At 41.0% G+C, this 14,743-nt stretch carries 12 protein-coding genes; 9 read left to right on the top strand and 3 right to left on the bottom strand.

Annotated elements, in window-relative coordinates; all coding sequences use genetic code 11:
• Positions 1–279: 279 nt before the first annotated feature.
• The 3 genes from lonB (at position 280) to HYW21_06155 (ending at position 3,270) form a co-directional block, all read left to right on the top strand.
• Complete coding sequence (gene lonB / locus HYW21_06165; protein MBI2548907.1) at positions 280–2,169, top strand: ATP-dependent protease LonB; 1,890 nt, start codon at positions 280–282, stop codon at positions 2,167–2,169.
• A gap of 184 nt (positions 2,170–2,353) precedes the next feature.
• A complete protein-coding gene (locus HYW21_06160) occupies positions 2,354–3,025 on the top strand; it encodes a hypothetical protein (GenBank protein MBI2548906.1) in 672 nt (223 codons plus the stop codon).
• Positions 3,026–3,105: 80 nt separating this feature from the next.
• Entirely contained in the window at positions 3,106–3,270 is a 165-nt protein-coding gene (locus HYW21_06155; GenBank protein ID MBI2548905.1) for a hypothetical protein, read from the top strand.
• 91 nt (positions 3,271–3,361) lie between these two features.
• Here the strand turns inward: HYW21_06155 and HYW21_06150 are convergent, their stop codons facing one another.
• The gene (locus tag HYW21_06150; protein ID MBI2548904.1) at positions 3,362–4,801 is read right to left on the bottom strand and encodes a right-handed parallel beta-helix repeat-containing protein; all 1,440 of its coding nucleotides are present in this window, start codon (positions 4,799–4,801) and stop codon (positions 3,362–3,364) included.
• Positions 4,802–5,097: 296 nt separating this feature from the next.
• Between HYW21_06150 and HYW21_06145 the strand changes: the two genes are divergently transcribed.
• The 3 genes from HYW21_06145 to HYW21_06135 all read left to right on the top strand — a co-directional run bounded on the left by HYW21_06145 (position 5,098) and on the right by HYW21_06135 (position 9,048).
• On the top strand, positions 5,098–8,562 hold the full coding sequence (locus tag HYW21_06145) for a PGF-pre-PGF domain-containing protein (protein MBI2548903.1): 3,465 nt from the start codon (positions 5,098–5,100) through the stop codon (positions 8,560–8,562).
• A 38-nt stretch (positions 8,563–8,600) separates the two neighbouring features.
• Complete coding sequence (locus HYW21_06140) at positions 8,601–8,768, top strand: hypothetical protein (GenBank protein MBI2548902.1); 168 nt, start codon at positions 8,601–8,603, stop codon at positions 8,766–8,768.
• A gap of 88 nt (positions 8,769–8,856) precedes the next feature.
• Complete coding sequence (locus HYW21_06135; GenBank protein ID MBI2548901.1) at positions 8,857–9,048, top strand: hypothetical protein; 192 nt, start codon at positions 8,857–8,859, stop codon at positions 9,046–9,048.
• A 65-nt stretch (positions 9,049–9,113) separates the two neighbouring features.
• On the opposite strand, the gene HYW21_06130 is transcribed toward HYW21_06135, so the two are convergent.
• The gene (locus HYW21_06130) at positions 9,114–9,428 is read right to left on the bottom strand and encodes a transcription factor S (protein ID MBI2548900.1); all 315 of its coding nucleotides are present in this window, start codon (positions 9,426–9,428) and stop codon (positions 9,114–9,116) included.
• 4 nt (positions 9,429–9,432) lie between these two features.
• A complete protein-coding gene (locus HYW21_06125; GenBank protein MBI2548899.1) occupies positions 9,433–10,077 on the bottom strand; it encodes a signal peptidase I in 645 nt (214 codons plus the stop codon).
• Positions 10,078–10,182: 105 nt separating this feature from the next.
• Between HYW21_06125 and HYW21_06120 the strand changes: the two genes are divergently transcribed.
• The 3 genes from HYW21_06120 (at position 10,183) to HYW21_06110 (ending at position 14,742) form a co-directional block, all read left to right on the top strand.
• Positions 10,183–12,627 carry a LamG domain-containing protein gene (locus tag HYW21_06120; GenBank protein MBI2548898.1) on the top strand — a complete coding sequence of 815 codons (2,445 nt, stop codon included), beginning with the start codon at positions 10,183–10,185 and terminating at the stop codon, positions 12,625–12,627.
• Between the two features lie 73 nt (positions 12,628–12,700).
• Positions 12,701–13,306 carry a hypothetical protein gene (locus tag HYW21_06115; GenBank protein MBI2548897.1) on the top strand — a complete coding sequence of 202 codons (606 nt, stop codon included), beginning with the start codon at positions 12,701–12,703 and terminating at the stop codon, positions 13,304–13,306.
• A gap of 125 nt (positions 13,307–13,431) precedes the next feature.
• A complete protein-coding gene (locus HYW21_06110; protein ID MBI2548896.1) occupies positions 13,432–14,742 on the top strand; it encodes a thiolase family protein in 1,311 nt (436 codons plus the stop codon).
• The last annotated feature ends 1 nt before the right edge of the window (position 14,743 follow it).

Genomic DNA, 14,743 nt, shown 5'->3' with positions numbered 1-14,743 from the left:
CAAGAAACAGAAGTATGGTGAAAAGGGGAGAGGAAGGAGTCAGGTGAGACTAACAAATTTTGTAGGATAGGCGAGCAACCCGAGCGAAGCGAGCATGCCACCGTGTCTATGACCGGTGGTGGTTGCAAGCCTATTTGACAATTGATTCTTGAAAAAATGCCTCATTTAAAGAAAAGAGAATAAGCTCTAGCAAATAACTGATTTTTAGATAGCAGCGACTTTATGCCTAAAGTTTATGATTTCATAACGTTTAAATAGGAGATCCACTCTCAAGACTCTATGAAGCGTCTTCCTCCTTTTAAGACTACTAAAGAAATTTCGGTATCCAAGCGCATCATTGATCAAGTGCTTGGTCAAGATGAGGCAGTTGCCGTCATTACAAAAGCTGCATCGCAACGACGACATGTTTTGTTAATTGGAGAGCCAGGTACAGGAAAATCTCTCCTTGGCTTAGGTCTTGCAGAACTCTTGCCAAAGGAAAAACTTGTCGATATTATTGCTTATCCTAATGTTAATGATGAAAATCAACCATTAATTAAGACCGTGCCTGCAGGTAAGGGAAGAGATCTGATAATGAAAGCACGGATGGAGACCATGGGATTGTTCAGAACCCAGAACATGATCATGCTTGTCCTTGCCATTCTTGCCATGCTCGCACCATGGTGGATACGTTCACAGTATGCTGCAAAAGAGGGAAGCACTGCAGCCTCTATCATGTTTACTGCATTTTTTCTTGGTGGCATGGTCTTTGTCGCAGCGGTTGTTATGTTTGTTAATCTTGGAAAGCGCATGAATGGAAAAATTAAGTTACCCAAAGTGATCGTGGACAACTACCGGAGAAAACAAGCGCTTTTTATGGATGCAACAGGTGCCCATGCAGGTGCTCTGCTCGGCGATATCCTTCATGACCCGTTCCAAAGTGGTGGTCTAGGAACGCCTGCTCATGAACGAGTAGTAGCGGGCATGATCCACAAAGCCCACATGGGGGTTCTTTTTGTTGATGAGATTGCAACCTTGCAGCCTCACACGCAACAGGAGTTATTGACGGCACTTCAAGAAGGAAAGTATTCGATTACTGGCCAGAGTGAACGCTCTGCAGGAGCCATGGTGAGAACAGATCCTGTGCCATGTTCCTTCATTATGGTAGCTGCGGGTAATTTTGAAACTATTAAGAACATGCATCCTGCATTACGATCACGTATCCGTGGTTATGGGTATGAAGTGTACATGAATGAAACCATGGAAGATACACCAGAAAACTGTGATAAAATTGCGATTTTTGTTGCTCAAGAAATTAAAAAAGATAAAAAAATTCCTGACTTTAGTAAAGCAGCGGTAGATACCATTATTGAAGAGGCTCGGAGACGGGCGAATAGAAAAGGTCATCTGACGCTTCGTCTTCGTGAACTAGGAGGATTGGTCAGAGCTGCAGGCGACCTTGCAAAAGATGAGGGTGCAAAGATTGTTGAGCCGATCCATATCCGTGGTGCACGTAAACTTGCCCGAACCTTAGAACAACAACTTGCTGACAAAGTCATTGAACGCAAAAGAGAATATAATGTTATCTTAATCAGTGGAAAGCGAATTGGTAGAGTCAATGGTTTAGCGGTGATGGGCAGTGGCAGTGCATTTTCTGGTATCTTATTGCCCATTGAAGCAGAGGTAACTGCTGGCGGCAAAGAATCGGAGATTATTGCAACCGGTAAGCTTGGGGAGATCGCCAAAGAAGCAATCAAAAATGTCTCGGCAATTATCAAGCGGTACTTTGGAGAAGATATTAAAGAAACCTGTGATATCTATGTCCAGTTTCTCCAGACGTATGAGGGGGTAGAAGGTGATTCTGCATCCATTGCTGTTGCAACGTCTATTATTTCTGCCTTGAAGAAAATCCCTGTCAAACAGATGTATGCCATGACCGGAAGTTTATCCGTGAGAGGAGAAGTCTTGCCTGTTGGTGGCGTCACCTCAAAAGTAGAGGCTGCTATTGAGGCAGGCATTAAGAAAGTGATTGTACCAAAATCAAATATTGCTGATATTATCATTGAGGAAGCAATGCTCAAGAAAATTGAGATCATACCTGTTGAAACAATTTCTGAAGTACTTGCTGAGGCATTGGACTGGAAAGGCAAAGAGAAAGTTCTTGAACGCATCATGGCTTATAAGTGGTAGTTGCCTTTCTTAGATCATTCTGTTTTTGAGTATACGTTTATTCACGTGGAACGTTTCTAGACGTTGTTGAAATTTTTGCTACTCTTCAATACTCGAATAAGTTTTTATAAGAACGCATTCTCTAGTACTCAAGAGTTATTATTTTCTCTCAGAGAAGAGGGGTAAAAAAGGGAGGTGTAGAACGATGGCTGTAGATCTTTATAACACAGGTACTGATATGTTAGACCCATTGGTGAGCCTTTGGAATCGCTTTGTGGAGCTTATTCCGGGTTTACTTGGCGCTATTATCGTTGCGATTGTGGGTTATTTTGTTGCATCATTAGTTGGTTATGTGGTGCACAAATTATTAGAAAAAGTGCAGTTTGATAAACTGCTCAAACAGTATGAATTGGAAACAGCTGTTGGGCATACGGAAATTTCTGGATTGTTAGGAGCTCTTACGAAGTGGTATATCTTCGTCATATTTTTGGGTGATGCTGCCCGAATTGCCAGTTTAGGAGTATTATCTGAACGGTTGGTTGAATTTGCAATCTGGTTCCCTAATCTTATCGTGGCCATTTTGATCATCTTCTTTGGTCTGATGCTGGCACACTGGTTAGAGGTAAAACTCAAGCACGAAAAGTCAAAATATATGATGTGGACCACATCCATTATGAAGGTATTAATCATCTTCTTTACCGCAGTTATTGCACTCCGTCAAGCTGGCCTTGATGTGTCGTTAGCTGAGGATACCTTCCGCATCATTGTAGGAGCCATTGCAATTGCTGTTGCCGTTGCCATTGGCATTAGCTATGGTTATGCCTTGAAGGATGCTGCTAAGGGACATGTCAAAAAAATAGAGAAACACTTAAGTTAGCCACAGTGTTTTTCTTTTTTCCTTTTTTTCTGTTTCTTAGAAAGTTTTAAATATAAACCCTCTTTTAATCTTCTTGGGGTATGTGTGAGCTCAGGGTGAATGTAATGGCTATGGCAGATGAAAAACCACTCCAGGGCATTGCAGGCGAAACAAAAATCACTGAGTGTCCGGAATGCGGATCAGAAGATATAATATTTCATGATAACGAACGCTACTGTCAACGGTGCGGGTTGGTTATTGAGTAGCTCTCTTTATAATGTAAACTTATTCTTGTAGATTAAAACAGATAACAGTGAAGAGAAAAAAATAATTACAAAAATTATTACTAAAATGGGTCTAACTGACGCTGACAATCTTCACTGCATCAGCTGCAACAATCCCACCGGTACTCGGGAAGATCGCTACTCCCTGTAATTCTGAGTCGTCAAAGGTATATCTTCCTAAGTAAACCCATTGATCTCCTGGCGTGCTCTGATCAAGGTATTTGGTTGTTAAACCATACTTGTGTTTGATCATGTATTTTGCGGTAGTACTCATCTGTGAGCTCCACGGATGATCGAACTTCCAGGTATAGACATCATAACGGCTAAGCAAGCTATGGACTTCCCAATAGACATAACTGCTGCTGTTACTTGCTAGGTGATAATGAGCATTTCCATTGATAGCATCAGGATAATTAATACTCTGCCAGGCTGCAGTAATGATCGGATCATCACGAGGAACTATGCCGGTAACTTCTGCCATTGGTCCATGACCTATGCCATTCATTAAGGCGCCAGCACCGCCATTAAACCACCCTCCCTGGTTGTCAAGGACTTCACTACAGTCTGGCTTGACACAATCTCCCTCACAGGTAGGTGTAATGTTGAAATTCCAGGTATTCTCAACACCTTGATAGCAGTACAAGTTTAAGTTGACATCAAAACGGTTATTCTGGTTATGGATGGTGTTATCCCACAGCACATTATTTCGTGAACCGCCCAAATCAACACCCCATCCTTCATACGTTGTGTCTGCTTCAGTCCAATTTCTGGAATTAATATCATTCCCCGTAATACTGTTCAGATCTCCACCGGCGACTTGAATTCCTTCCATATTATTAAGTAAGCTGTTGTTTGCAACAGTGTTGTAGTTTGCACCGAGAAGAAAACCTCCTAAAATAATGCCTTGTGCAAAATTAGTAATGGTGTTGTTGACGTACTGGTTGTACGTAGCACTTTGGGTATTAGCAATTCCAAATCCATCTGAACTACCGACAAACACGTTATTTTTAACTACATTGTACCCGGCATGGATACTTAATGCAGCATTATTAGAATCGACGAGGGTAAAGGTATTCCCATCAAAGGTATTGGATACGCCATAAAGCCACGTCTCTTTATTAAACGCATTCCGTTGTACAAGATTGTTATCTGCACCTAAACTTACGCTAAAAAAGTCATTGAAAATATTATCTTCGACGATGTTATTGTCGGCATTGACTAGCTTTAAATCAGAAACAAAATTGTTAAGACGGCAATTTTTGATGATAACGCCATTCTTTCCATCAACATAGATTCCTTGGTAAATTCCATTCCCATTGATTGTATATCCCTGACAATCAAAGGTGATATCATTGGCACCTAGAGTAATACAAGGATCGCGATTAGCGCTAATATTGGTAACAAGAACGCTATCTTCAAAGATTGTTCGACAGCTCGAAACTTCAGTAGCAGAAACAGTGAGCAATGGTGTTAAGAACGCGAGAAAGACTACCAACCACACTATTTTTTTCATAGCAATACCCCCTCTAATATTTAGATTTACTACTCACTTAAGACAACTTTTTATATAAATGTGTTGGAGATTCTTGGATTTTCTCGACAGCTCTTTGTTCTACGAATTACGAAGTAACCACATTTGACAAAGAAAAGTTTAAATAGGAAACTGCGTCTTGAGAAATCGAGAAGGGAGGCAATACTATTTCAAAAACTAGGGAACTGGGAAAGGGTTTACGACTATTCTTGGTAATTATTCTCTTTATAACTGTTTACTATCTTTTTGAAATTAAGGGGATGTTTTGGACAGGGGGCATGCCAACAGGTTTTGTTATCAATAAAGATAAAGGATCTCTTATTGCAGCCCTAGAATCAAATCTTCGCGATGATTTTCAGGGTACGATTTCAGTACAGAGCCTCTCGGTGAGTGAGGACGGAAAATACAATCTGAGTGTTTCGTTTGTTTCTGCTGCAGGGTCATCAGGATATCTTTTTCTTACTGATGTTGACAACCCTTATGGACTACAGCAACTACAAACTGGGTATAATGAGCAGTTTGCTACCGATATGATCTATGTTGGTGGTGATTTTAATTTTACTACAGCAACTGTTCGTTTGCCAAAATATGCTCCTATTTCAATGATCTTAAAATGTCCTGATGAAGAATGGCATGAAAATAATCTTAGTTGTGATCAGTGGAAGAGAACCAATATTTCCTTTGTCGAGACCGACAATAGCATTGAATTCAATGTTACCTCCTTTTCTGGTTTTGTAGGAACAAGCTATATATACGATACCTTCGAATCAGGAACCAACTATTGTACATCTATTGAGGACACGCAATGGTACGACGCTGTCTGTCAATCAGGCGCAGGGAGCTTCACCATCATGAGTGATGCAAGTCTTGCTTATATGGGCAGGAAATTTGCAAATGTGACAAAGTTAAATTCAGGGAATAGTTCACGAATAAGAGTAGAGGTCTATGATGTCTATGGAACAACCAAGAGTAATATTTATAGCAGAGTCTACCTCAATGCGCAAAACGTTTCAGTCTCCTCCGGATCCACTGATGCATGGATTTTCATGGGTGTATGGGACGCCACTTTACCCCTACCGTACTTACAGGCCTTTGCATACTTTGACGAAAATGAGAGTTTGGGTTGTGGTTATTTTTCTGATCCAGCGCAAGGAACCCTTACAGGATGTAGCAATCAAACAAAACAACATCTGAATACAAACACTTGGCATACCGTAGAGCTTTTTTACAATGCAACAGGAGGAATAAGTTGCTGGTTAAATGGAACGGTCTTCTGTAATCAGACAGGCATTAATTTCAGCAATGAAGAAATTCAACATGTAAGTCTCGGAGTAATTGATAACTCTGTTGCAAATGCAACAGGGACATTGCTATTTGATGAGTATCGGGTTTCAAACCAAAAAATAGGTAGCTATCCCTTGATACGAAATGTAACCTTACCAACAAGTATGGTCTATGACGATCAAAATCTTTCTTTGTGGGCCTTAATTACTGATCCTGATACAGAAGATAGCATCCAGTTAGTATGGTTAAATAAGAGCACGACAGAACTGTTTCTTTTACCGCAAGCAAGTGGGCAAACAATAGTAGGTTACCTTACCAATACAGGTTCTAATTATTCTTTAGCGATCAATGAATCACTCTATGCTAAATCTGCAAGTTCTGACAGTTTAACGGTAACATATACTTTACTTGCAAACGACAGCAACGGACAGATTCAACAAGTACAAGGAAGTTTTGAGGTTCTTGATGGTAACCCTGTTGTCTCTCTTATTACTCCGGCAGATGGTACGTATTTTGCAAGTCCAAATGTAACCCTTACCTGTAATGTAACTGACCCGACTGCTAATCTTTACAACATAACTATCTATACAAACATCAGTGGCACGTTCATAGAAAACGCAAGTACCAACATTTCCGGAAATAGTTCTTCAGTCAGCATGAATTTGAGTTCCTTACTCGATGGTGTGTATCACTGGAATTGTTTAGCATATGATACTGAGAGTTTGGATGGCAATGCAGCAAACATTGCTTGGGGTGACATAAATCGGACTTTTATAATAGATACGACTGCACCAGGAAGTATAGCTAACCTCACCCATGAAAATGCAAGTTTAACCTGGATTAAGTGGAATTGGAGCAATCCAACAAATAATGATTTTAACCATACGGAGATTTGGTTAAACGGCAGTTGGGTAGCCAATCTCAGCACACCTACGACCAGTTATGTTGCGACGAGTTTAACGAATACGACAAATTATACCGTGAGTATCAGAACAGCAGATCATGCAGGCAATGTTAATCAAAGTGCAGTGAATCATACTGCCAGCACCAATGCAGTGCCTGATACACTATCACCAAGTACATTAAGCAATCTCACCAATGTTTCTATAACTGATGCCAGCATTACGTGGAATTGGACTAATCCTTCTGAGAATGATTATAACCATGTTGAACTTTACGTAAATGGCACATTTGTAGTAAATATAAGTTATACCTTACACAATTACACTGCCACAGGATTGTTGAACAATACGAATTACACGTTAAGTACACGAACCGTGGATCATAGTGGTAATATCAACTCAACGTGGGTTAACCATACGACTACAACAGCGGTTGATACCACCGCGCCTGCAAGTATTAGCACGTTGAGAAAAGAAGCCCAAGATTCGTCGTGGATAACGTGGAACTGGAGCAATCCACTAACGGGCGATTATAATTATAGCCTTCTCTATTTGAATGGTAGTCTCGCGACTACTGTTTACCAGCCTACCAATAGATACAATGCAACAGGTTTATTGGCAAGTACGGTTTATACGTTAAGTATCCTTACGGTAGATCATCTAGGGAATGTTAATACCACTTGGGTGAATAATTCAGGCCAAACAAGTGCTAGTTATTGTGGTGACGCTCGTTGTGATGGAACCGAATCATGTTCTCTTTGTGTTATAGATTGTGGTGATTGCCCTGTTGGTGAGCAACAAGGTAGTAATCTGGTTGTTCCTGTAGTTATCCTCGAGCCAAAGATATCGCGCGCATGGGACATCCTTGATGAGAATGCTGAAGTAGTCTGGAGGATCACTGATCAAGAGATGGGCGTTAAAGAAATTTCTTTTACCACTAAAAAAGTAATGGAAAATGCAGAAATAAGCCTTGCAGCATATACTCAACGACCAAGTGGTCTTTATCAGACCATTCCCGGGTCATTGTATTACTACCTTAAGATTGAAACCATGAACATGGATAGCACCTCTCTCGATGATGTACAATTTCAATTTACTGTTGAAAAAACATGGTTGGATGCAAATAATCTAACTTCTGAAGACGTAGTCTTATACCGTTATACCGTTGATTGGGTAGCCCTGCCAACCATAAAAGTAGCTGAAGACAGCACGATAGTTACGTATGAAAGTAACTCACCAGGATTTAGTTATTTTGCTATCGGAGGAAACAAAAAAGAGAAAACTGGTGTGGAAACTCCTCTTGAAGAACTAACCACCCAGCCTGTTGTTGTCGGAGAGTCAATTTCTATACCAAAGGAACCAGTTGTAGAAACTCCACGTACTATCATTAATCTGACCAACACAAGCGATGCATCTGATAAGCCATGGACATTTTTCATTCCACGAGGAGACCTCTTGATGTTGTTTGTTTTTATTGGCCTTCTCATCTCGGTTGGTGGTATCAAGTATTGGCGGCGAAAGCGGATAAAAGCATCTGATAATCACCAGAACCTATAGGAGCAATCTTTATATAGCACGATGTCTTTTTTTGTTCTATGATTCAAGCTATCCTCCGAGAAGAGATCGATTTCGGCATTGTGATGGTACTTTGTGAAAAGGAGGGTCAAACTGCTAAGCAGATCTATGAGAAGGTAAAAACACGAATCACTCAGCAAATATCCTATCATCGTGTTTATGAATTATTGCTGGCTTTTCCTCACTAAACACGGGAATTTGTAGAACAAGCCCGCACTATTGCGGTAAAAGCATTATATACCCCCTCTCCCTAGAAACATTGGGGCATAGGTTACTATGGCAGGAAGAATAAAAGAAAAAAGTATTAAGTCTTTTAACCTCCAAAGAGGCAACACACAAAAGTATCTCGTGCCAGGAACTTCTTCTCGACGACGAGTAAACAGTTTTAACAAGTATTTTATCGACATTCCTGGTTTCCAGGAACAGAAAAAGTGGAAGAAGACTGACAAGTGGAGAGAATGGTATTAGTCTGCAAATAAGCTTTTTATTTTTTCTCTCTCTTTATGCGCGTTGATACAAGAGTATTATCTCTCTTAGGTATAGTCTCGCCAGGTATGCTTACATTTCTCGCATTTATAGAATTTAGTTTCTGGTTCATCTGCAGCCCTTGTTTGGAGAGACCAAAAATAAGCCTTCTCATGCTTACATTTTGGGCAGGTTACCTCTACTAAGGGATGAGGGCTATCATCTTCTTTATGAACAACTTCAATGGACGCACTCTCTTTTGTTTTCTCCACAATTTTCATCTTATCACGATCTGTTTCTTTATACCCACACGAGCAAGACATGACTCGTTTATTGCCTTCTTTTTTTGGAATAAGAATTGCACCACATTTTTTGCAAAACATACTATCACCTCGTATCATTAGGATTTAATAACTGAACGAACCATATTTTAATATAGCCGAGATAGGGAATTCTCAATACAGCCCTTCCAATAATCTGTTCTTCTCTGATGTTAATTTCATCTAAAGATGAGGAAGCAATGCTCTGTTGATTATGATCCCCCTTTGTCTGAAAAATGGCTTTTCCTTGTTGTCCATCGACATTGATAATTCTGTGGATGATTGGGTCTGTTCGTTTGCTCTGAAAGACAATAACGTCTCCTGCCTCGAGAGATCTTGCTGGTGTCCCTAAAAGTACCATGATATCTCCTTTGTTGAATCCATTGGGAAACCGAAATTCTTGAAACTCTTCTTTGGTGATGCTATACTGCATATAATAGTCTTCTTGGCTACACAGATCATTACCACAAAGAGCACTTGAGTGCCACCAATCATCAAAGCTACCATCATGCTCCATACTTCCCGAAACAACAGCCACAATCGGATGGGTCGTCCCTAAAAGGAATCCTAATCCTGGATAAACGAGGAATTTGATGATGACAAATGCTAAAATAACATTCACTATCCAACTGAGCCAACTATCTTCATACCAAAGAAAGTGCCAAAACCTCTTGAGAAGCGTTGTTACTGATTGTAGCCTTCTCTTTTTCATCTCTTGTTGGAGAGCCCAATGCTTTATAAACGTTGTGGATTAATTTAGGTAGTTACTGAAAGATAAAACCAAAAGTTTAAATAGATCAAATCCGTTGAGATAACTATGCGTGGGGCAAAGGCAATAGTATTCTCAATAGGGGCTTTTATTCTTGCAGGAGTAATTATGTTCTCAGTAGCTGCTCAGCTCCAATCACCTAATGGTGCATCTATGCAGAGAGTAAATGGAACAAATTGTACACCTTCTCCTGAAGGCATTGTTGCGTGGTGGCCTTTTGATGAACAAAATGGTACAACAACAGACGATGTTGTTGGCTCTCACTCAGGTGTCCTCGTCAATGGACCTTTACATGTTACCGGATTGGTTGGTCAAGCGCTTCAGTTTGACGGAGGGAATGATTACGTCTCTGTGGGTGATAGTGACTTGTGGTACTTTGGTCGAAATAATTTTACTATAGAGTTATGGATGAAATCTTTTGAGCCTGGTGGAGGAAGCATGGGCCATCCAAGTCATATTTTTATTGGTAATGATGAAGGTTCTGGATTTCGGCGTAAATGGTTCTTTGCTTTAGGGGGAGGAGTTTTGGAATTTCACATCAATGGTGGGGTATCAGGAACACAATTTTTTGCTCTTGCTCCCTTTAGTCCAACCTTAAATGAATGGTATCATTTAGCCATGCGTCGTATGGGAAACAATTGGACTGTTTTTGTCAATGGTCTTCCGGTCGTATCGGAAATGCATGATTATGAAGTGCCAAATGCTAATGCTCCATTAACGATTGCACAGGCTGAAAATCTTGGATATGTCAATGGCGTCATTGATGAAGTCGCTATTTATGATCGTGCGTTAAGTAATGAAGAGATTCGTGCCATAGCTAATGCATCTCAAGCAGGAAAATGTAAGCAATTCCAAATCTCTACTGCATCACCATTATTCGCTCAAATAGATCAGTATGTTGTCTTTCAGTTTGAGGCCCTTTTTGGAAAAGAGCCACTGCTCTGGTCAATAATTAACGGTACCATTCCCCAGGGTATGGGCTTTTATCCGAATGGAATGTTGAACGGCACGCCTGCAGGTGTCGGTAATTTTACCTTTACGGTACAGGTGAAGGATGCATTAAATCAAACGGTACAAAAAGAATTAGTTATGGAAGTGCTTTTACAGCTTCCACCCCCTACGTTTACTGTAGAAAAAGTGGGAACGCAGACTGTTCCTGGACAAGATGCAGATTATTTTATTATGGTACAGAATATTGGTGTGAGCCCCACAGCAAAAGTCAATAGTTCGGAATTACTCGAGCCATGGTTTACTTTTCTGAATGCATCTCCTTACCCAAAGACAATTGTTAACACCTCTGATGGATGGCCATTGCCAGAGAACGAGAGCCTCTTTAATCAAAGTTCCTATCAAACCTTTCTCCAATGGGAAATTCCTCCCCTCCAACCAGGAGGCTCGTACCTGATTTATTATAAAGTAAACGTTGATCCTACGTTCCCCGTAGGAGAGGAAGTTACGGGAACGTTTTGCCTTACGCCTGAAGAAGCAGAAGCCTGTTCGCAAACATACCAAGATTGTTTACAAGCAGGAATGATAGGATGTATTCAAAAAAAAGATCTAAAGTGTGTTACCGTCGTTGTACCTACCTGCATTTTCCTTTGGACTAGATGTCTGTGGAGAGGAAATCTCGATGGGTGTGGATCACATGAGCAGAACACTTCAGGATCTTTTGACCCGAATCAAAAGACCGTACTTCCAGAGAAATATGCGTTGCCGAATCAGACACTCTTATACACTATTGATTTTGAGAATATAGGAACTGCAGAAGCAAAAACTGTTGGCTTATTGGACGAGCTCAATCAAAAACTTAACCTCTCAACACTTCAGGTTGTTGCAAGGAATGGAACCTTTTATGCTATCAATGATGGACAAACCATTCTCTTGTACCTGCAAAACAAAACCCGACAGAAAAATATTACCTTTGGTAATGAAACGATCTTTATCAATGAGACCTACATGGAAAACTGGACCGTGAACAGAAACAACAATACGTTACGCTGGTTCCTCGAGAATATCTATTTGGGGATTAATAAAACAGATCATGTTTTCTACCAGATTAAGCCAAAGCAAGGATTGGTTTCTGGAGCAACTATTCTTAACAATGCAACTATCCGCTTTGATGTTTTTGATCCTATGACAACAAATAACACCATTACGATTATTGATAGTTCAATACCAAAATGTACCATGAATGCCCTCCCTCCGTTAATGTATTCATCAAACTTTAGTGTTTCTTGGAATGGTACCGATGCTATTGGAGAGATCGAATCATTTGATGTGTATATGGCTGCAGATGGCCAAGGCTATCAACGGATACTTACCCGTACACTACAGACAAACACAACTATTGTAGGAAAGCGTGGAGTCTATTACGAGTTCTTCTGTGTTGCCACAGATATGGCAGGGAATATTGAAACCCAACAAATTAGAGCAGAAGCATCAACAACTGTTTACGATTGGAAACCAACACCAATAAAAATGCGTGTTGACTGATTACTCTACGATTGTAGTACCTATAATCAGAAGCATAACAATCTTTTTATACTGCATTCATTTTAGTTCTTGCATGACACAAAAGCAAACTACTGAAAGGCATCAGGATTACTTTGAGGGAATTCTCCAACTTCGTCATGCTACACCTGATGCTATTGTCTTTGCCCGGCAGAAAGTAATGCAACATCCTCAAGTACACATTACAAAAGAAAAAGTAGTTCGTGGTGGAGTTGATCTCTACCTTACGTCAAAGACTTTTCTCAAAACCTTAGCCGTAGCAATCCAAAAACAATTTGGTGGAACATTGAGCATGAGTCCAACACTTTATTCGCGTGATCGACAGACGAGTAAAGACATCTATCGTTTAACCGTGTTACTCAAATTGCCTCTGTTTCAGGTAGGCGATGTTCTTGCGGCTGAGGAAAAAGTTATCAGAATAACCCATCTTGGAAAACTTATCCATGGAGTTGATTTGCAAAGCAACAAAAATGTAAGCCTTGATTATGCAGCTGAGGTAGTTCTGCTTACAAAGCATCCAACACCTATCACCAAAGTAAAACCACGGCTTGAGGCGCTTGATCCAGAAACGTATCAAAGTGAACCTCTTCGCAATCCTGTTGAAAAAAAACCTGGAGAAAAGGTTACTGTGGTGAAGTGGCACGGCTTATGGCTGGTTTGAAGGTGTTGTGATTATTTATCTGGTTTTGTCCTCAATTGATGACGAAATTATCGACGACAAAAAGAAAAGGTTTAAATAGAATCTCCTGGGAGATAACATCCAGCAACACGATGGAGGAGGTTCTTATGAGTGAGAGGGAAGTGGTTGTTGTTGGCGCTGCACGCACGCCCATTGGAAAACATGGTGGTTACTATCGACATATTTCTGCACAAGAGCTAGCCATCCTTGCTGGCACTGAAGCACTCATTCGAACAGGCATAGCTCCTCGAGAATGGCAAGGTAGTATTGATAAGGTTATTGTGGGACTGCAGATTTATCCAGATCCTGATTTTCAGCAGATCTACACGGTTAATGTTGCGCACGGATTAAGAGTTCCTGATGCTCCATCGTATGGCGTCCAAAAAATCTGTGGCACTGGATTTCAGGCAATTGTTGCTGCGTATAAAGATATTCTTCTTGGAGATCAGGCAGCTATTGCAGTTGCCGGAGAGAATATGACCCGAGCTCCATTGACGAATTTAGCAAATCGAACCGTTCAGGATGTGTGGACTTTTGAACATCCAAGTGTTCCGAATGCAACAAAGGAACGATTTCCTGCACGCATCGTGAGTACCGGCTCTGGAGATGCTATCTGGTTAAGTTTAGAACATCTTGCGTTTGATACGCGGATGTCACAAACAGCAAATTTAGTCGGGCAAGAAGCAGGGCTTACCCGAGAGCAAACTGAAGCATATGCGCTTGAAAGTCATAGACGTGCTGGTTATGCACAAGAGCGTCAATGGAACCGTCATGAGCCTTCGCTGGATAGATTTGACCTTGCTGCTTATCTTGCAGGGATCGCACCTGTTGATTATACTGATCGTGAAGGGAATCATCTTGTTGTCTGGCGGGATGAGGGTGTGAATACAACACTTACCAAAGCCATGCTTGCTGCACAACGAACCCTTCCGGGAATGAAGCTCTTTACTCCAGGAACATCCTCACAAATCAGTGATGCTGGTGCAGCTATGGTCCTTATGGAAAGAAACTATGCAGACAGCTTAGGACTTTCCTATGCCTATAAGATTGCTGGTTATGCTGAAGGAACCTGTGACCCAAAAAGAATGGGTCTTGCTCCAGTTTCAACTTTCCGAGCGCTCCTTGATAAAAGCGGGTGTAGCATGGAGCAGATTGATCTTGTGTACATCAATGAAGCCTTTGCTCCCCAGGTCATGGCAGTACAACGATTACTTCAGATACCTGATAACAAACTAAATCCGAATGGTGGAGCAATTGCCATGGGCCATCCCCTGGCAGCAACCGGACTTTGTCTCTCGGTCGATGCAGTTTATGAAGGTTTGCGGCAAAACGCTGAGAGAATGCTAACAACAGCTTGTATTGGTGGGGGTCAGGCAACAGCAATTTTATATGAACGAGTTGCTGGGAGAGGTGGGTAAG

This window comes from Candidatus Woesearchaeota archaeon, from assembly GCA_016187565.1.
Taxonomy (GTDB): domain Archaea; phylum Nanobdellota; class Nanobdellia; order Woesearchaeales; family JACPJR01; genus JACPJR01.
This window is presented reverse-complemented; position numbering and strand designations above follow the sequence as displayed.